Source organism: Marinicauda salina (assembly GCF_003122085.1).
In the GTDB taxonomy this organism is placed as follows: Bacteria; Pseudomonadota; Alphaproteobacteria; order Caulobacterales; family Maricaulaceae; genus Maricicauda_A; species Maricicauda_A salina.
On sequence record NZ_QEXV01000003.1, the window covers coordinates 747,842 to 767,363 of the forward strand.

Sequence of the window (19,522 nt, forward strand, 5' to 3'; positions counted from 1 at the left end):
CCGCGCGGGCGGGGTCAATGGGGCGGCCGGTCAACCTGCCGGACGAGCCCGGCGAGCAAGGCGCCGAATAAGGCTCGAGGTCTCCTCTCCCCTCTCGGAGGGGGGGGTATAGCTAATTCTCATGAAAATTAGTCACGCGCGGAACACATTAAATGTCAGTGTAGCGTCACCCACAGGTCACCAAGCGCTTGCGATAAGAATTTCTCCACCCTTATAGGTAGAGCGATTGTCGCCTCCCATCATGGCTTGATGTGGAACATAAATACTGAGAAACCCATGTTTTTTCATGTCGATAAAGATCACATTCAAAAACTCGACGATACTGCGGCCCGAGAGCTATTGGCCCGCTTATGCGAGGCTTCCGCGTTTAAGTCCGATCATACTGCCAAGGGTGTAACATACGGAGGTCACCAGAAAGCTCCCGACGGCGGCATCGATGTCCGCGTCGAATTGAGCGGCGCTGCATCGGACGGGGAATTCGTTCCTCGATCTTCTACCGGCTTTCAAGTTAAAGCAGAACGGATCTCCGCTTCCGCCATAGTTAACGAGATGCGCCCCTCAGGATCGCTCCGCGCGTCCATTGTGGAGATAGGCGAAAGGTCTGGAGCCTACATAATCGCGAGCACGCGTGAGGATGTTGCTGACGCGCCGTTGACTGAGCGGAAGAATGCGATGGCGAGGGCAATCGCGGACAGCCCCGAGTGTACAAGACTCCACGTCGATTTCTACGACAGCCAACGACTTGCCACCTGGGTAAATGAGCACCCCGGTGTTACAAGCTGGGTGCTTAGCAAAGTCGGCATTCACACTTCCGGCTGGAGACCTTTCGGCGATTGGTCTAGTGCTCCTACAAACGAATCCTCTCAGTATATCCTCGACAATCACTTGCGCGTACACGGCGTCCGCTTGAAACGCGAGGAGGACACGCTGAGTGGTCTCAATGAGATGCGCGAGGCCCTATTGGAGCCGCGCGGAGCGGTTCGCCTCGTAGGCTTGTCAGGCGTCGGAAAGACACGATTTGTACAAGCGCTTTTTGACGAACGTATTGGTGACCATGCCCTTAACCCTCAAGAAGCAGTTTATTGTGACCGGGCAGACAACCCAAAACCCTCCCCGCTCGAACTAGCCGAGCAAATTATAAACAGCGGCAATCGCTGCGTTTTGATTGTAGATAATTGCGGTATCGGGCTGCACAAAAAGCTCGCTAGTCGTCTGCAGAATTCGAAAACGCCTGCAGCACTTATTACGGTCGAATACGATATCAGTGATGATGAGCCAGAGGGCACGCAAGTCTATCGCCTTGAACCCGCGTCTGCAGAGGCGCTGGAGCGCGTTTTGGAGGTTCGATTCAAAAATCTATCGGGCCCGGAAATCAGGTCTGTAGCCAAGTTCTCAGAAGGCAATTTCCGGGTCGCTTTCGCTATCGCCTCGACTGCTAACGGCACCGATTCGCTCACCGACTTGAATGACACGGAGCTGTTTGAGCGCCTATTTCATCAGCAAAAGGCTCTAGATACGTCTCTTCTTGAAACCGCAAAGGCTTGTTCGCTGACGTATTCGTTTGATGTCGAAACTCCGGACGGCGACGATGCCGAACTTGGCGTGATGCTTGAGCTGTCCGGCCAGTCAAAGCGTGATTTCCTCAAAAATCTTGCCGAGCTGGAGAGGCGAAACCTGGTTCAGCGGCGTTCGAAGTATCGCGCGCTGCTACCCCATGCCCTAGCGCACAAATTAGCGCGCGAAGCGCTGCAGGAATGGGACCTTAGAGACCTTGCGGACCATATCGAAGCCATAACATCGGAAAGGCTCTTAAAATCCATCAGCAGAAGGCTCGGATATCTCCACACGAGCGAGGCCGCCTGCCAGCTTTTTGAGAAATGGATAGACTCGGGTGGATTCCTTTCAAAAATTGAAGCGCTCACGCCAACTGGGATGACTGTATTACATAACCTTTCTCCACTTGCGCCAGAAAAGGCGATGAGCGTGATTACGAATGCAGTAGATCGCGACTCGCAACTCCTTAGACGACATCACACTCACAGATATTATCTTGTTAGCTTGATTAAGTCTCTAGCATATGATCCGCAACTGTTTGATGAAGCAGCAGGGCTACTAGTTCGTTTTGCTTTAGAAGCAGAAATCTCAGATCACAACAATATGAGTGATGCTACACGACATTTCGAAAGTTTATTCCACCTATATCTATCTGGTACACATGCGAGTATTGAACAAAGAATTAATTTGCTTAAGGAACTCGCCTTCAGCGATGACAAAGAGCGACAAGAACTTGGACTCATCGGGCTAAAGTCAATGTTTAAACTAAGCGGATTTTCATCTTGTGAAGCTTTTGAATTTGGTGCAAGAAAAAGAGATTATGGATTTCACCCTAAGTCAATAAAAGAATTGTATGAATGGTATACTAAATTATTTGCCTTAAGCAAAGATATTATTATCAATAAAATTCGGATTTCACAAAAGCTGAAATCTCATATCTCGAATAATTTGCAGTGGATTGCTGAATATAAGGGGTTGTTTGAGCCCCTCAGAGATTTTGTAACCTCGATTACCGAGCAAGAAGGGTGGCCTGAGGCTTGGACGAATATACGTAGCGTAATCCATCGAGCGAAGAAAGAAGGGCGGACTGAAGCCGAAGCGAAATTCACCGGCCTTGCCGACACCCTCGCGCCGAGAACTCTGAGCGACCGAATCGCGGTCTACGCGCTTCCGGAAGCTTGGAGCGCATTGGACGTCGCGGAAATAGAATACGATGCCCCCCAAAAGTACAAGAAGGCAGCCGCCCAGGTCGATGAACACTGTCGTGCAATAGGGCGGGAGCTAGCTACTGCTGATTTAGAAACCTTTCGCCGTGAGGCCGAAAAGCTTGCGCGTTCGAACTCCCAGCGCGTCATCGTGGTCGGTGAGGAATTAGCAAGATCTACGACGAATCCGATGCCTGTCTGGGAAGAAATACAGTCGGCTCATCAGTCTGCAGCTGATTGCACCACGCTAGCGCTGGCGTGCGGCTTCGTTCACGGTTTGGCGGAAACCGATATGAGCGCCTGCGAAAAACTCCTCGATTCCGTCTTCGAAGATCGTGAACTTCGCGATTCGGCAGTTGTTCTTCAATCCAATGCACCAATCTCGCCGCGCGGCATTTCCCGGATACTAGAGGCAATTTGTTGCCCCGAATTCAAAAGCTCGGCATTCACCGCGCTTGCTCACATAGGACGGCGCAACGAAGCGCTTCTACCTGATGAAGCGGTATTGAAGATTATCGAAAAGCTCCTAGAGCGAGAAGATGGCTTCACAACCGCGACCTATTTACTTCACCATCGGTATTGCGTCTGGAACGATGACGAGGACGCAACTCCAACTGAGCTTCAAAGAAGGATCGCTATCCGCTTGCTCTCTAATTTTCGAGCGGCATCGCGACGAACCGCAGGTTTCCACGAAGCTTATCCGCTAAGCACAATAGCCGCGAAATTCCTCAGTCCTGGAACAGACAACTGGGTCGCCGAAAAAATTGCATCCGTGCTGGCGGATGCAATCGATGCGGTAGAAATCGACCCCTTCGACTACGCCGATTTGGTAAGATACCTCGCCGCGAATTTCCCACGTGAGATGCTGGATCAGCTCATCGACCAACCTGGCGAGCGGATGCTGAGGCGGATGGCGTTTGAATCGATTAGGGAGCGAAGGGCCTGCCCGATTCATTCGGTGCCTGGGAATGTACTGCGAGATTGGATGCTCGAAGCTCCGGCCAGCCGCCCGCTCCTCGTCGCGCAGGTCACACGTCCGTGGAAGGCAGCGGAATCAGGCGATGAGGAGTTCCGGTGGCACAGCTCCGCATTGACAACGATCGAAGTAGCGGCTGACACGAAAGAGGTCCTTGAAGTGTTCTATGACGCTCTTGAGCCGAGGTCTTGGAGCGGTTCTCGGGCGGCCATCATGGAAAAGCGCGCGACCTTACTTTACCAGCTCACTCAACACGCTAGGGCTGATGTTGCTGCGTGGGCGACAGAGGCGAGCGAGAAATTCCAAGCCGATGTCACGCGCGCCCGCGAATGGGAGGATCAAAAGGAGCGGGAGACTAGTGAACGCTTCGAATGGTAACGTTCAAGTAATTCGCTGTCTGGCTCTGATTAAAGCTGAGATATTGTAGGCGGGTTTACACGTGATACCTTATTTGCGGCGGCTGGAGAGGTTTCAGCGATGGTTATCGCGATACCCAAAGACCGCTTCCATCAACTCAGTCGGATCAACCCGCTCTCCAAACTCCCCCACGCCATTCGCCTCTTTCCCGATCAGGCTGAGCTTGCGGGCATGCACATGCCGCCTGAACGTCTCGCCGCTATCCCACGCCCCGCCGTTTTCGAACTTCGCTTCCGGGCTGAGATGGTAGGTGCCGAGAACTTCAGCATACGTCTTCAAGGTTGATTCCGCCACGGGCTCGCCGGTCTCCCGATCGAACGCCTGGCGGGCTGCTTCGGCCGGGTCGCGTTCGAAGGGCGCGATCGGCTTCGGCGTCTTCGTCTTCTTCGGGCGGCCGCGCTTGTGCGGATCGGCGTCCACGGGCGGCGGCGGGTCGGCGTAGAGGCCTTCGCGCGCGGTGAAACTTACCATGAAGCCGAAGGGCTTCACCTGGTCGGCGTAGGCGCGATCCTCGTTATACGGGTCCATCCATTTCAGGAGGTCCGGGCTGGTCGCGCCGTAGCGCCGCGCGGCTGGCTTGGCGAGTGCGGGATGGTAGTCCATCGGAACCTGGTGCGGCCGATCGCCGAGCGCGGCGGTGAGGATCATGTACCAGAGATCATACTGCCAGCGCGTCACGCCGAGCTTGTGAAGCGGCGCGACAGGCTCAGGGACGCCCGGTGCAGGGTCGTCTTCGCCGTAGGGCGCGATCAGGTGGCCGAGGCCGTGCGCGGAGGCCTTGCGGATCACGGGGCGGCCCTCGGCGTCGAGATTGAACAGGGCGTAGCGTTTCGCCGAGACCGCGAAGGCGTAGAGGGGGCGAAGGTCGTCGCCGCCCTCGGGGGCGTGGTTGACGTCCTCGACCTGGAGGATCGATCCGGATTTGCGGTACGGGTTGAGCGGATCGAACCAGGCCAGGACGCGGCGCGCGCGCGCGTGAAAGGTCTCGCGGCTCATCGCCTTCGGTCGCGCGATCGCGAGGCTGTCCGTGTCGCAAAACGCCCAGGCGAGGCCTTCATCCAGCGTGACGCGTTCGGCGATGGCGAGCATCAACCGCGCCGCGCCGGTGATCAGCACGCCCAGGAGCGGATGGAAGTACTTCCCCGGCTCTTCAAGCGCGGTGCTTTCGATTTCATCGTAAAAGCCATTAGGCCCGTAAACGGCTGAAGGCTCTTTCTTTGGCGCGTTATCGCGCTGGATTTCGATAAAGATGCCGTAGGAGGCGGCGTTGGCGATGATCTTTATCGCCTTTTCGTTTTGATCGCCTTTGGCTTTCGCGTCATCGCGCAGGTCGATTAAGCGCGTAAAGGCGTCCTCCTTTAGCGGATCAATGCGGTAACCGGCTTTGCCGAATAGGTTCTTTGGCTTTAGCCCGCTTTGCGGCTTTCCCGGCTCAAAGCGTATCGCCTCGATTATCTCGGGGGCTTTGCCGCTTAAGAGCTTGGCCGCGACGACATCGGCGAGCGTGTACCAAAGCTCGCCGTCAAAGGTCAGGTAATTAAGCCCGATCGTATAGGTCGCATTGGTTTTAAGCGTGTCGTATTTGGCGCGCGTCGGCACAAGGTCGTCGTCCGGGCGGATGCGCACGAGCGTCGTCAGTTCGCGCCAGGTCTCGCGGTCCTGGAAATCGTCGCGTTCGACGGTTTCGAGGAAGCGCCGCGTTTCATCGGTCGCCTCGCGCCAGGTGAAGCCCTCGGCGATCACAAAGGCCCATAGGCCCATGAGCGCGTTGACGGTCGGGTACATCGACTTGAAGTCGGTAGAGATGATCTCGCGCACCTCGCGGCGAATGCGCACCTCGGCGCGGCCGCCGTAATAGGCGCACATGATCCGGCCGAAGAGATCGCGCGGCACGTCCTGGCAAGCGAGCAACGGCTTGATACCGAACTCGCCGAGATAGGCCTTACCGATGCTCGCTTCGCTGAGGATGCGGTGCGCGCCGGTTGCGAGATCATGTTCGGCGTATCGCGCCGAGAGCGCGGCAAAGCATTCCCAGGTCGATTGCACATCGGCGCGCGCGTAGTCGAGATAATCGGCCGTCAGCGGCCCGCCGTGATCCTCGCTCACGCGCTTGCGGGTCGGCGCGTCGAGGAAGTCGCACAAGGATTCGAGGCTGAACGATCGCGAGGTCAGCGCGGCGGCGAGCGTCTTCACGTCGATGAAGTAGCCGCGATGCTTTGGACGGGTCATGCCGCGCTTGCGCGCGCTCCTGGCGAGTTCCTGCGCGCCCGGCAGGGCGAAATCGATCAGGCTCGCACGCCGCGAAAGGTGCTTGACCCTGACGCGCGGCCGGGTGCGATCGCGGCTCATCTCGAACGAAAACCCGCTGCGCATGCTGCCCCGGGCCGAGCCGTGCGAGATCGCGATGCGCGAGATATCGAAGGGCAGGTTGAAGCCCACGATCGCCCCGCCGAGGTCGTAGCCGATCTTGAGAAACACGGTCTCGCGAAACTCGGCGACCGTGCGCAGCGTCAGGCCCCGCTCTTCGCAATACGCCGCAAGTCTCGCCTGGTCGGCGGCGTCCAGCGTGTCGGGATCGTAGAACGCGCCTTCCTCCGCGGGATCCTTGCCGTTGCGCACCTGGTAGAAGCCGACGCGAAGCGATTGGGCGGGATCGGTCGTCGTCTCGGTGTCGAATACGAGCGTCCAGGGGGACGGTTCATCCAAACCGCTTCCCGCCGGGCGCGCGCCGATCGGCGTCTTGCCCGGCTTCTCTGCGAAGTCTCGAACGGCGATTTCATCGGGCGCGGGCAGGGTCATGATCCGCGCTCCGGAGTGTTGGCGTCGTCGAGGCTCAGGAGCTTGCGCCCCCACGCGCCCAGGCTGTCGCCGATCATGGCGAAGAGGTCCGAAAGGCCGCACAGGAGACGGCCAAGCTGCTCGCGTTCCGGATCGTCGCATTCGACGTGTGCGCGATCCTTCTGCGGGTCCGTAACCTTGCGATGGCAGTTGCGGCAGACGATGGCGAGTTCGTCGTTATGCTTCTGCTCGCCGATATGATGAAGCTCGAGACAGAACGGATCGGATTCGCCGCAAACCACGCAGGCGGGATTGCGCGTGCCGAGACGCCGGTATTGTCGTTCCAAGCGTTCATCGCGCGGGGTGGGTGGGCTCGCCATAGTTTCCTCCTTGGCTAGCTGACGATCTGATAGATTTCGTAGAAGGCTTCCTCGCTCGCGGCGGCGAGCGCGTGGAGCACGTTCGGATCGGTTTTGAAGGGGTGGAAGTGGCCGCGAATATCGGTCAGGCCCTCGCCGCGAAGCTCGGCGAGCAGGTCGATATCGTTCGACCGAACGAAACGGCCTTGCCGGTCCCAGGCGCGACCGGCTTTCGAGGCGGGCTGATAGCCCTCGACGATCACCGTCTTCTGCTGACCTTCGGAGAACATCGCCACGCGGCGCGGCCGCGGATCATGGATCGTCCAGGTCCGGCCCTTCCGGGTCGCGAGATTGCGCAGCTTGATGAAGCGCCGCACCCGACGCTCGGACACGCCTGACGCGCGGGCCGCCGCGCGCAGGCTTTCGCCCTCGCGCATGGCGCGGATCGCGTCCTCGATCTCCGGCGCGCTCGGCGGGAGCTTGCTGAGATTGGAGGCGAGCGGTTCGCCCTGGCGGGGATGGCCGCGCGCCTGGGCCTTGCTCAGACCGCGCGCTCGACCGCGCTCAAGGCGGCGGCGGTATTCGGCGGCGAAGTCGCGTTGTCTACGTGCCACGGGCGGCTCCAGCGAATGAATTCACCAGAACCATGATCTATTTATCTATTTGAATAAATTGTACTTTTAATGCTTTTAGCGTTTATGCAGTTTGCGCAGTTTACGCATCTCGGATTATCTCATTGGCGACCTCGCCAACCCAACGCCGTGCACTGTCGATATTGCACCCGGCCATATCGTCCAGGTTTCGAGCGCCTTCGCCGTACAGACGCGCCTTTATCTCGCGCGCCTGGTCAGTCCGATTGCCGCGTAGGAGGAACTCAGGATCGTCGCGCACGGCCTCCCTTACCTTCGCTTTGAACGCATCCTGCGTGTTCGGTCGGTGAGCCGGCCTACGCTGCTCATCCATCTCCGACGCATCGCTAGGCGACACCTCAGCCGCATCGCCATTGCTGGCCGCGAGTGCTTCCTTCGAGGTGTCGGCCGGGATCACGCGAATATCAATGATGGTTTTGCCCAGGAGGTTTAAGCGCGACGCGTCGAAATCAACTTCGAAACCCGCCGCATCCTGATTGAAGAAGCTGTTCGGGATTTTGACGATTGGGCTGCTGATCGCTTGGCTTATATCGCGCCCATAGGCGTCAAATTCGCCGCCTTCGATCCGGGTGAGGAATTCCTTTTTGAGATTAGCTTCGAGGCTGGCCAACATCTGCTCGCGTCTGACGATGTCATCTATCGTCTCTTTCGCCTTCGGTCGCTCATAGAGGCGAAGCGATCCGCGCCGGTCGAATCCCTCCAGCCCATAGTCCGCAAATTCACGCCAAGCTGTCGCGAGCGGTTCGGCCTTCCCCCAAACTTCTTCTTCTCTCGCACTCATAGGATGCTAAGATTTCCTCACGCGTACGGGGAAGGCGATGGCGGAAGCGCAAACTTTTGACTGCGATCCGGATGCAGCGATCAACGGCGACGATTGGGCGTCGCGCTGCCGATATTGGCTTCACGTCCAGGAGGAACCCATTCCCTGCCGAAAGCGGCGCGAACGTCAAGCGCACCCGCTCATCCTGACCGGCCAGGGCTATCCATTCGCGTCCATCGTAGCGCGCTCACGGTCGTACTACTGGCACCCAGAAAACAGGGGAGTAGATTCATGAATGACTCAGAGAAGTTAACGCGTATTATGGCATCGATAGCAGTTATCATAGTATTGGTTTCTATTATAGCTATACCTATATATAGACATTTTAAGATAAAGCAGAACTGTGAAGAGTTTCAAGAAATTGTGTCAGAATATTCATCTGAGCTTGATGCCGATGCGTATGCAAATTTATCACGAAGCTGCAATTAAATAAGGATAATGAAGCGAATGGCTTGTATTAATAAATAGAGGCGAGGTTGACTATTAATATATGCATATAATGTATAACAAGACACTTGAGGTAGTGCATTTCTGATGCGGCGTGAGTTATGGGTACATGAGTCAACATTCAGTGGGGTCTAAATGATTGCTCAAACCTATGACGCACAGGACGCCACGTCCGATGATTGGGCGTCGCGTTGCCGATATTGGCTTCGCGTCCATGAGGAATCCATTCCCCGCCGAAAGCGGCGCGAACGTCAAGCGCACCCGCTCATCCTGACCGGCCAGGGGCTTTCCATCCGCGTGCAGCGCGGCGCGCTCACGATCCGCGACGGCAATACGCACTACCCCGCCGAAATCCGCGAGCATCGCTTCTTCAAGGGCGCGCTCGACCGGCCTCCGCGCATCGTCGTCGTGGACGGCTCCGGTGAGATCACCCTCGACGCGATCGATTGGCTCGCCGAACAGGACATACCGCTCATTCGTCTGCGCTGGGATGGCCGCGCGATCTCGGTCGTCGGCGAGCCCGCTTACGCCGCCGATCCCGACAAGGCAGCTTGGCAGACCGCCGCGCGCACCAATGAAGCCGAACGCGTCGCCTTCGGCATGCCCCTTATCCGCGACAAGATCGAAGCCACGCTCGAAAACCTCGCCGATCACATGCCGCCGAGCGAGGCGAGAAACCGCGCCGCGCGCACAGCTGAAGCCGCGCTCAAAGCCCTTGACGATGCCCCGCCGCGCACCGTGTTCGATCTCATCGGGATAGAGGGCAAGGCCGCGAAGGCGTATTTCCGCGCTTGGGCGGAAACGCCGATCCGCTGGAAAGGCCTCAAACAGCATCCCGTGCCGGAGGATTGGCTGACCTACGCCTCGCGCTCCGCGCTGCGCGCCAAGAAAGTCCCGAGCAATCGCCGCGCGACGCACCCGGTCAACGCCATGCTCAATTACGCATACGGCATCCTCGAAGCGCGCACGCGCCTCCAGGTGATCGCCGAGGGCTATGATCCGACGCGTGGGATCGTTCATGGCGACAAGACCGATCCCGATCGGGAAACCCTCGTGTTCGATCTCATGGAGCCCGGCCGTCCGCTCGCGGAGCGGCGCGTACTCACGCTCCTGCGCGAGCACATCTTCCATCCGGCGGATTTCGTGGTGACGGAAAAGGGGACGTGTAGGGTGGCGGCCGAAATAACACGAAATATATTACTTGAATAGTATTGCATAGATAGAAAAATGGCGGATAAAAGAACACCAAAAGACAAAAGCGATTTAGCATTAAGGTCCGCCTCAGTCGGTAGTATATTCTGGGTATTAAAAATTATTACTTTTGTCGTGAGCTCACTATCGATCGTGATGCTGATACGACTTGGTTTTGAAGTTGGGCATATTTCTGCGCCACTTTTAATTATCCTGCAGTACTATGAGCGTTTTGTTGACCAGCTTTTTGGGTGGGCTGACCCAATTTTACAAAACATAATAAGTATTATAGGCGCATTTATTAAAGTTGATATAACGCTATATGAGCATTGGAAGCATGTGTTGGTTGTTTTATTGCTTTATATGGCAGCAGTATTTCGTGTTAAGTTAATTCAGTCCGAAAACATACTGGTTATTGAAATTACAAGCTATGCAATTGGTGCGGTCATAGCGTTGGTCGCTAGCGTAATTGTAAGCTTAAGGCCATTGGATAATAATAGTGTACTTTTCAATATATTATTTGCGATAGTGCCAATTTCGGCTTATTGGGTAAATCGCCCTGCTAGGCTGCTTTTTCGCGGCGATGTTTTGAATGCGTTTAAGCGATTTAATCTGGCGGCTAAACGGATTCTAATTTCATTAGTGATCACTACAGCATTTGTAATCATTGTTAATCGTTATGATTGGCTACGGGAAGTCGCTCATCTGGGCATGTTAGCGTTAGCGCTATTCATCATATTCGAAGCATTTCGGCTAGTTTTCACGGGATGGTTAAGCGCAAAATTTGCAGGAAAAGGGTTTATAGATCAGCACACTACACAAATTGGACTTGCTATGATGGGTGCTTTTTTCGGGGCTGCCATATTCTTTGTATGTAATGCGGGATTGCGGCTTATTGGCCTTTAACAGTTGTTCGCAGAGGGTCGTGGGCACACACATAATTTTCGGCGGAGTTATCTATACCCCCTCCCCTCTCGGAGGGGAGGGGGGTCGGCGAGCGCGGAGCCTTCGCATGATCGCGTCCGCCTTACCCCGCCTTGCGCTCGGGCGCGCCGGCCTCGGCGATGACCTCCTCGCGCACCGGGCGCGGCGCGCCGAACAGATAGCCCTGGGCGTAGGCGACATCGAGATCGAGCACCTCGACGACGGTCGGCTCGGTCTCGATCTTTTCCGCCACCAGGTCGACGCCGTGGCGGGCGAACAGCCCGGCGATGTCCTCGGCCCGGATCGCGCCGGGCTCGCGGCCGGCGATCCCCTCCGCGCCGTGGGCGGCCTGGATGAGCCGGCCGGCCTCGATCTTGGCGAAGCGCACGCCGGCGCGCTGCATCTCGGCGAGATCGACGTTGAGATCCTCGACCTGGTCGATGGAGAAGCGGAAGCCGTAATCGGCCAGCCGGGCCATGTTGCGCGCCGCCGTCGCGGAACGCTCCAGGAAGGCGGCCTGCGGGATCTCGAAGATCAGCGAGCCGGCGAGATCGCTGTTGGAGCGCATGAACTCGAGAAAGTCGGGGAAGAAGCGCTCGTCGGCGAAGGATCTTAGCGAGATGTTGCAGAACACGCCCGTGCGCCGGTCGGACTTGGTCAGGCGGCGCACGATCTGCACGCAGCGGAACAGCAGGAGATTGTCGACCTCGCCGATGAGGCCCGCCTCCTCGGCCGCCGACAGGAAGGCCGCCGGCGTGATGACCTCGCCGTCGGCGTCGCGCAGCCGCGAGAAGCCCTCGTAGAAATAGGTGCGGCGCTGGGGCAGGCCGACGACCGGCTGGAGATAGAGATCGACCCGGTTGGCGTCGAGCGCCTCGCGGATCAGCGCGGCGCTGACCGCCTCGGTCTCGGCGGGACGCTGCGCCGGCGCGGCGCCGGCCGACTCCAGGCGCGCCAGCAGCTCCGAGATCAGGCGGTCCTCCGGCCGGGCGGCGTTCGCCGAAGGCGGCGCGGCGGCGGCGGGCGTGACCGGCGCGCCGGACGGGGCGGCGGCGGCGGACTGCTCGGACAGCGCGTCGATGCGCTCCTGGGCGGCCTCGAGCTCCTCGAGCATGGACAGGTTGGAGCTCTTGAGCTGGTCGATCTCGTCGCGGAACAGCCGGCGCTCCTCGGCGCGCGCGGCCGCGGCGTGGGCCTGGCCGGCGATCAGGAACACGACCGCGCCCATCAGCCAGGCCAGCTCCGAACCCATCAGCCCGAAGCGCTCGAAGGCCAGCGCGGCGACCACGGCCACCAGCGCGTAGGTGATCACGACCATGACGTCGGCGGCGCGAGGCATTGCGCGTGTCTCCCCCGGATGCGGTGCGGCCGCGGCGAATCGCGGCGCGTCTCGGCCGATCCTAGGGTGCGTTAATACGTGTTGTCAGAGCGTTAACGCGCCGGACCGCGCGCGACGCGAAGGAATCGCGTCGCACCCGGAGCGCATCCGCCGCCCGGAAGGGCGGCCGGCGGCTATTCGGCCGCCGTGTCGGACGAGGCGCCGCTGCGCTCCCGCGCCCCGCCGGAGGACCCGCCGCCGAACGGAAATTTCACGAACGGGATGAGCATCGGCACGCGCTGCTGGTAATCGCGGTAGCGCCCGCCCAGATAGCCGATCAGGTCGCGCTCCTCGAACTGAAGCGCGACGAGGATGTAGGCGGTGGTCACGACGGCGAAGAGCAGGTGACCCACGCTCATCACGGGCGTCGCCCAGAAGGCGATGATGAAGCCCAGCATCAGCGGATGGCGCACCAGCTTGTAGAGAAGATTTTCCTTGAATCCCGGCGGCTCGAACGACCGGCCGCGGAAGAAGTCGAACACCTGGCGCAGCCCGAACAGCTCGAAATGATCGATCGCATAGCTGTTGATGAGCACGACGCCCCAGCCGAGGAAGAACAGGGCCGTCAGCGCCATCGCGGCGACGCCCTCGACCTGCCAGACCACGCCGGGCATCGGCCGCCACAGCCAGAACAGCAGGGCGAGCACGAGACTCGACAGCAACACGTAGGTGCTGCGCTCCATCGAGGGCGGCACGATGCGCGTCCACCAGCGCTTGAAGCCGGGCCGGGCCATGACGCTGTGCTGGATGGCGAACAGGCTCATCAGCGCAAGATTGACGACGAGCGAGATCGTGAAGGGCGCCGTCGCGCCGCTGTCGATCGATTTCGGCACGACATAGTTTCCGACGAAACCGATCGCATAGAGGAATGTGACGAAGAAGAGCGCGTAGGCGATGACGCCGTAGATCAGGACGGCCAGACGCGTCATGACAGGAACCTCCCGGCGAGTCGCCGATGGTGAGTCGATCATGCGCATGTATATATTATTTGCCGCTTCCCCGCGAGCCCGCTGAAAAAGAAAGGGCGCGCTCCGCAATGGAGCGCGCCCTTCCCGACCGGATTGCGCCGTCGCCCTAGGAACCGGTGTGCGGCGCGATCGTGATCTCGACCCGGCGATTGGCCGCCCGGCCCTCGTCGGTCTCGTTGCTCGCGATCGGGGCGCGCTCGCCCATGCCGGCGACATAGAGCCGGTCGCGCAGCACGCCGCGCGCGATCAGCTCGGCGGCCACCGAGGACGCCCGCCGCTCGGAGAGCTGCTGGTTGTATTCGGCCGGACCGCGGCTGTCGGCGTGGCCGACGACGTCGACATAGGTCGCGGGATAGGTCTGGAGCACGTCGGCGACGTCGGTGAGCACCGGGCCGAAGCGCGGCGCGAGCTGCGCGGAATCGGTGGCGAAGGTGACGTCGCCCGGCATGAGCAGAACGAGCTCGTCGCCGACCCGGCGCACGGTCACGCCGGAGCCGCGCAGGCGCTGGCGGAACTCCGCTTCCTGGCGATCCATGTAATTGCCGACCGCGCCGCCCGCGAGCGCGCCGACGCCGGCGCCGATCAGCGCGTTGCGACGGTCGTCGCCGCCGGCGAGCGTGCCCAGCAGGGCGCCCGCCGCCGCGCCGGCGAGGACGCCCGTGCCGGTGCGGTTCTGCGTGACGTTGCCGTACTGGTCCGTCGTGGTGCAGGCCGTCGTCAGGCCGAGCGCCATGCCGGCGGCGATGATCGAACGAATTCTCATTGGGGCGAACCTCCGTGGCCGCGATGATCTGGTTGAGAGCGCAAGCTTACCCGCTCCCCGCGCCCTACGCCATCCATGTACGCGACAGCCCGGTGAATAGCTCCTGAACGGATCGATCTTTTTCACGCCGCAATTTTTCGCGCTGGCGCAGGCGCGCGCCTCTTGACGGGGTCGGCCCCGCCTCCTACCTCCGCGCTGTTAGCAGCCGGGGCGTTGGAGTGCTAACGCCCGCGGCGGCGAAAATCGACAACCCGAACCGAGCCTCGAGCTCAATTGATGGAGTCAGATGCGATGAGCTTTCGTCCTCTGCATGACCGCGTCCTCGTCCGGCGCGTCGAGGAAGAAGAAACGACCAAGGGCGGGATCATCATTCCCGACACGGCCAAGGAGAAGCCCCAGGAAGGCGAGATCGTCGCCGTGGGCGGCGGCGCCATCAAGGAAGACGGGGGCGTGCGCCCGCTCGACCTGAAGCCCGGCGAGCGCGTCCTGTTCGGCAAGTGGTCGGGCACCGAGGTCACGATCGACGGCGAGGAGCTCCTGATCATGAAGGAGTCCGACATCCTCGGCGTGATCGAGGGCTCGAAGGCCGCCAAGGCCGCGTAACGCACCACTGAACGTTCAGTGCAACAAGTTTGAGAGACGAAGGAAGAAGACATGTCCGCTAAAGACGTCAAATTCTCCTCCTCCGCGCGCGAGAAGATGCTCAAGGGCGTCGACACCCTCGCCGACGCGGTGAAGGTCACGCTCGGCCCGAAAGGCCGCAACGTCGTCATCGAGAAATCCTTCGGCGCCCCGCGCACGACCAAGGACGGCGTGTCGGTCGCCAAGGAGATCGAACTCGAAGACAAGTTCGAGAACATGGGCGCCCAGATGGTGCGCGAAGTCGCCCAGCGCACCAATGACGAGGCCGGCGACGGCACGACGACCGCGACCGTGCTCGCCCAGTCGATCATCCGCGAAGGCATGAAGTCGGTCGCGGCCGGCATGAACCCGATGGACCTGCGCCGCGGCATCAATCTCGCCGTCAACAAGGTCGTCGAGGACATCAAGGCCAACTCCACCCCGATCAAGGGCTCCTCGGAGATCGAGCAGATCGGCACGATCTCGGCCAATGGCGAAAAGGAGATCGGCGCGATGATCTCCTCGGCCATGGAAAAGGTCGGCAATGAGGGCGTGATCACGGTCGAGGAAGCCAAGTCGCTCGAGACCGAACTCGACGTCGTCGAGGGCATGCAGTTCGACCGCGGCTATCTCTCGCCCTACTTCGTCACCGACACCGAGAAGATGCAGGTCGAGCTCGAGGATCCCTACATCCTCCTGTTCGAGAAGAAGCTCTCCTCGCTGCAGCCGATGCTGCCGGTGCTGGAGTCGGTGGTTCAGTCGAACCGTCCGCTGCTCATCATCGCCGAGGACGTCGAAGGCGAGGCGCTGGCCACGCTGGTGGTCAACAAGCTGCGCGGCGGCCTGAAGATCGCCGCGGTGAAGGCGCCGGGCTTCGGTGATCGCCGCAAGGCCATGCTCGAGGACATCGCCGTTCTGACCGGCGGCCAGGTCGTCTCCGAGGACATCGGCATCAAGCTCGAGAACGTCACCCTCGACATGCTCGGCTCGGCCAAGACGGTCACGGTGACCAAGGACGACACCACGATCGTCGACGGCGCCGGCGAGAAGTCCGCGATCGAGGGCCGGGTCAACCAGATCCGCAAGCAGATCGAGGACACCTCGTCGGACTACGACAAGGAGAAGCTGCAGGAGCGGCTGGCGAAGCTCGCCGGCGGCGTCGCGGTGATCAAGGTCGGCGGCGCCTCCGAGATCGAGGTCAAGGAGAAGAAGGACCGCGTCGACGACGCGCTCAACGCCACTCGCGCCGCGGTCGAGGAAGGCATCGTGGTCGGCGGCGGCGTCGCGCTGCTGCGCGCCGCGAAGGCTCTCGAAGGCCTGAAGGGCGAGAATGACGATCAGGACCAGGGCATCGCCATCGTGGCGCGCGCGCTGGAGGCCCCGATCCGTCAAATCGCCGAGAACGCCGGCGTCGAGGGCTCGATCGTGGTCGGCAAGCTGCGCGACAACGACACCGTCGGCTTCGGCTGGAACGCCCAGACCGAGGAATACGGCGACATGTTCAAGTTCGGCGTGATCGACCCGGCCAAGGTCGTGCGTCATGCGCTGCAGGACGCCTCCTCGGTGGCCGGTCTGTTCATCACGACCGAAGCCGCGGTGGCCGAAAAGCCGAAGAAGGACCAGCCGGCCCAGCCGGCGGCGCCGGACATGGGCGGCATGGGCTTCTAAGTCCAGCCTCCATCGACGGAGACCATCGGAAGGGCGGCCCTCGGGCCGCCCTTCTTCTTTCGGGGACATGACGAAGATTTAACGCCGGGGTCGGCGCGTCGTAATGCGCGCTGCGGCTTCATGGCGGCGAGATCCTGGAGGACGCCCCATGAAGACTGTTTTCGCCGCGGCCGCGATCGCGCCGCTCCTTCTCGCCGCCGGCGGCGCGGCCGCCCTGACCGACGCGCCGCGCGAATCGCGCACGGTCGTGTTCGTCGGCGACGACGGCCGCGAACTGAGCCAGGCCGAAGTCGACGCCGTGATGAACGAGGCGATGGCGGCCGTCGAGGCGGCCGGCGTTCATGACGTCGATTTCGACTTCGATTTCGACTTCGACGAGGCGTTCGAGGGCGTCGCCTGGACCGACGCCGAGGAGGAAGCGCTCGAACGCGCCATGGAGGCGCTCGCCGAGGCGATGGTCGAACTGGAGACGCGACACGAAGAACGCGCCGCGGCTGACCACGCCCGCATCGAGGCGCACCGCGAGCGCCTGCGCGATCACATGGCCGACGTCGAGGTGCGGGTCGAACACGCCGTCCGGCGGGCCGAACAGGCGCGCGTCCACGGCCTGCGCGCCGGCGCGCGCGGCATGGAGGCCGGCCTGCGCGGGATCGATCGCGCGATCGAGCGCGGCTGGGTCGAGGAGAACGGCGAGCGCCGCGAACTCACCGAAGACGAGATCGCTGAGCTGCGCGAGGCCCGCGCCGAGCTCGCCGAAGAGCTGGCCGAGTTCCGCGCCGAGCACGCCGAACTGCTCGCAGAGGCGGGCGACGGCGAAGTGCGCGCCGTCCGGGTCATGCGCTTCGACGGCGACGATCTCGGCGCCGAAGGCGATCGCCGACGCATCCGCGTCGAAGACTCCGACGGCCGCCGGCGCGTCTGGATCAACGGCGAGGAGCTCACCGGCGACGCGCTCACCGAATGGCTGAACTCGCGCGAGGCGGACAGGCTGGCCGGCCCGCCGCCCGCGCCCGAAGCTCCGGATCGTCCCTGAGGGAGCGGTCCGGTCCGTCCGGCGCGGGGTCTCTATGTGGCCCCCGGGGGCCTCGCGCCGGGCGACCATCTCCGGAGAAAAAAAGACCCGGCGTCCGAGGACGCCGGGTCGAATTGTCGGTTGGTCGAAAAGAGACGTCTCCTCCCCAGAGACCTCTCGAGAGACAAGACGGTCAGGCCCTGTCTGTTAAGGAGCTTGGCCCGATCGGACTGCGCCCGTCAACCCCTTGGACACGGCGCATTTTCAGGCGCACGGACCGTCAGTCTCCCGACAGCCGGCGGCGGATGGCGGACGCCAGCTCGCCGCGCAGCGCGGTGAATTGCTGGCGCTGTTCGCGCCAGGCGTCGTGATCGCTGACCTCGGCGGCGATCTCCGCGCCGAGTTCGAGATCCTTGATCGCCACCTCGCCGCGTTCGCGCTCGTCGCTTCCCTCGATGACGGCGAATCGGGCGCCGCGCCGGTCGGCGTATTTCAGCTGCTTGCCCATATTGCCCCCGCCGACGAAGGCCTCGGCGCGCAGGCCCGCCGCGCGCAGCTCGGCGGCCATGGCGAAATAGTCCGCCATGCGGTCCTTGTCCGCGGCGATGACGACGACCAGCGGATCGGGCTCGGCCGCGCCAAGACGGTCGAGCGCGGCGAGCGCGGCGGCGAAGCGGCTCACGCCGAAGGAGAAGCCCGTCGCCGGCACGGCCTGGCCGGTGAAGCGCGCGACCAGGTCGTCATAGCGCCCGCCCGAAGCCACCGAGCCGAACTGCATCGGCGAGCCGTCCGGATAGGTCGGGACCGCCAGGAGCTCGGTCTCGAATACCGGGCCCGTATAGTACCCGAGCCCGCGCACAACGGAGGGGTCGAAGATCGCCGCGTTCTCCGAGACCCCCAAGGCGGACAGAATCGCATCGATCTCCTCAAGCGCCGCGATGCCCGCTTCACCGCGCCCTTCGCCGACGGCCGAACGCAGGCGCGCAACGACATCGCCGCGGCTGCCCTCTGCGCTGGCGGCGTCGAGAAAACCCATCACCGTCCGGATGCCGTCCCCATCCAGCCCCGCGCCTTCGGTGAAGTCGCCGCTCTCGTCCTCGCGGCCCGCGCCGAGCAGCTGCTCGACGCCCTCGCGCCCCAAGCGGTCGAGCTTGTCGATGGCGCGCAGGACGCGCAGCCGGCTGGTCTCGTCGGCCGCGCCGAGGCTTTCCAGCACGCCGTCGAGCAGGCGCCGGTCATTGACGCGCACGACATACTCTCCCTCGGTCAGCCCCGCCGCGCCCATCACCTCGCAGGCCAGCGCGATCATCTCCGCGTCCGCGGCCGGGCCAGGCGCGCCGACGGAATCGGCGTCGCACTGGACGAACTGGCGGAAGCGGCCGGGCCCGGGCTTCTCGTTGCGCCAGACTTCGCCGAACTGGTAGCGGCGAAACGGCTTGGCGAGATCCTGAAAATTCTCCGCGACGAAGCGCGCCAGCGGCGCGGTCAGGTCGTAGCGCAGCGCCATCCACTGCTCGTCGTCGTCCTGCAGCGCGAACACGCCCTCATTGGGACGCTCGGCGTCGGGCAGGAACTTGCCCAGCGCGTCGGCGTACTCGAAAGCCGGCGTCTCGAGCGGCTCGAAACCCCAGCGCTCGTAGACCGCGCTGGCGGCGTGCACGAGCGCGCGCTCGGCCCTGAGCGCGTCGGAGGCGCGATCCTCGAAGCCGCGCGGGCGGCGCGCCTTGGGCTTGAATGTCTTGGGCTTCGCCATGGCGTGGGGATCCGTGATCGGCGGGCGGTACGCGGAGT

14 protein-coding genes are annotated in these 19,522 nt (G+C 61.6%); 6 read left to right on the plus strand and 8 right to left on the minus strand.

Features of this window, described 5'->3' with window-relative positions:
- The first annotated feature begins 276 nt into the window (after positions 1 to 276).
- Positions 277 to 4,113: a hypothetical protein gene (locus DDZ18_RS13750; protein WP_146190645.1), complete on the plus strand. Its 3,837-nt coding sequence runs from the start codon at positions 277 to 279 to the stop codon at positions 4,111 to 4,113.
- A gap of 93 nt (positions 4,114 to 4,206) precedes the next feature.
- Here the strand turns inward: DDZ18_RS13750 and DDZ18_RS09155 are convergent, their stop codons facing one another.
- The 4 genes from DDZ18_RS09155 to DDZ18_RS09170 form a co-directional block, all read right to left on the minus strand.
- The gene (locus DDZ18_RS09155; protein WP_146190646.1) at positions 4,207 to 7,005 is read right to left on the minus strand and encodes a hypothetical protein; all 2,799 of its coding nucleotides are present in this window, start codon (positions 7,003 to 7,005) and stop codon (positions 4,207 to 4,209) included.
- The gene (locus DDZ18_RS09160; RefSeq protein WP_146190647.1) at positions 6,948 to 7,310 is read right to left on the minus strand and encodes a hypothetical protein; all 363 of its coding nucleotides are present in this window, start codon (positions 7,308 to 7,310) and stop codon (positions 6,948 to 6,950) included. The genes DDZ18_RS09155 and DDZ18_RS09160 overlap by 58 nt, the downstream gene beginning before the upstream one ends.
- A gap of 14 nt (positions 7,311 to 7,324) precedes the next feature.
- The gene (locus DDZ18_RS09165; RefSeq protein WP_109253039.1) at positions 7,325 to 7,903 is read right to left on the minus strand and encodes a helix-turn-helix domain-containing protein; all 579 of its coding nucleotides are present in this window, start codon (positions 7,901 to 7,903) and stop codon (positions 7,325 to 7,327) included.
- 100 nt (positions 7,904 to 8,003) lie between these two features.
- Positions 8,004 to 8,720, minus strand: coding sequence for a hypothetical protein (locus tag DDZ18_RS09170; RefSeq protein ID WP_109253040.1), 717 nt, complete (start codon positions 8,718 to 8,720; stop codon positions 8,004 to 8,006).
- Between the two features lie 621 nt (positions 8,721 to 9,341).
- Between DDZ18_RS09170 and cas1 the strand changes: the two genes are divergently transcribed.
- A complete protein-coding gene (gene cas1 / locus DDZ18_RS09175) occupies positions 9,342 to 10,415 on the plus strand; it encodes a CRISPR-associated endonuclease Cas1 (RefSeq protein ID WP_109253041.1) in 1,074 nt (357 codons plus the stop codon).
- 18 nt (positions 10,416 to 10,433) lie between these two features.
- Positions 10,434 to 11,303 (plus strand): hypothetical protein, encoded by an 870-nt coding sequence (locus tag DDZ18_RS13755; protein WP_146190648.1) that lies wholly within the window; start codon positions 10,434 to 10,436, stop codon positions 11,301 to 11,303.
- Between the two features lie 121 nt (positions 11,304 to 11,424).
- Here DDZ18_RS13755 and DDZ18_RS09180 read toward each other — a convergent pair whose 3' ends face one another.
- The 3 genes from DDZ18_RS09180 to DDZ18_RS09190 form a co-directional block, all read right to left on the minus strand.
- Positions 11,425 to 12,660, minus strand: a complete 1,236-nt coding sequence (locus tag DDZ18_RS09180; RefSeq protein WP_109253042.1) for an EAL domain-containing protein — start codon at positions 12,658 to 12,660, stop codon at positions 11,425 to 11,427.
- A 173-nt stretch (positions 12,661 to 12,833) separates the two neighbouring features.
- Positions 12,834 to 13,628: a methanethiol S-methyltransferase gene (gene mddA, locus DDZ18_RS09185; RefSeq protein ID WP_109253043.1), complete on the minus strand. Its 795-nt coding sequence runs from the start codon at positions 13,626 to 13,628 to the stop codon at positions 12,834 to 12,836.
- 145 nt (positions 13,629 to 13,773) lie between these two features.
- Positions 13,774 to 14,430, minus strand: a complete 657-nt coding sequence (locus DDZ18_RS09190) for an OmpA family protein (RefSeq protein ID WP_109253044.1) — start codon at positions 14,428 to 14,430, stop codon at positions 13,774 to 13,776.
- A gap of 291 nt (positions 14,431 to 14,721) precedes the next feature.
- Between DDZ18_RS09190 and DDZ18_RS09195 the strand changes: the two genes are divergently transcribed.
- The 3 genes from DDZ18_RS09195 (at position 14,722) to DDZ18_RS09205 (ending at position 17,752) form a co-directional block, all read left to right on the plus strand.
- On the plus strand, positions 14,722 to 15,033 hold the full coding sequence (locus DDZ18_RS09195) for a co-chaperone GroES (RefSeq protein ID WP_109253045.1): 312 nt from the start codon (positions 14,722 to 14,724) through the stop codon (positions 15,031 to 15,033).
- A gap of 51 nt (positions 15,034 to 15,084) precedes the next feature.
- Positions 15,085 to 16,719, plus strand: coding sequence for a chaperonin GroEL (gene groL, locus DDZ18_RS09200; protein ID WP_109253046.1), 1,635 nt, complete (start codon positions 15,085 to 15,087; stop codon positions 16,717 to 16,719).
- A 148-nt stretch (positions 16,720 to 16,867) separates the two neighbouring features.
- Positions 16,868 to 17,752, plus strand: a complete 885-nt coding sequence (locus DDZ18_RS09205) for a hypothetical protein (protein ID WP_109253047.1) — start codon at positions 16,868 to 16,870, stop codon at positions 17,750 to 17,752.
- Between the two features lie 259 nt (positions 17,753 to 18,011).
- Here the strand turns inward: DDZ18_RS09205 and hisS are convergent, their stop codons facing one another.
- On the minus strand, positions 18,012 to 19,484 hold the full coding sequence (gene hisS, locus DDZ18_RS09210; RefSeq protein WP_109253048.1) for a histidine--tRNA ligase: 1,473 nt from the start codon (positions 19,482 to 19,484) through the stop codon (positions 18,012 to 18,014).
- Between the last annotated feature and the right edge of the window lie 38 nt (positions 19,485 to 19,522).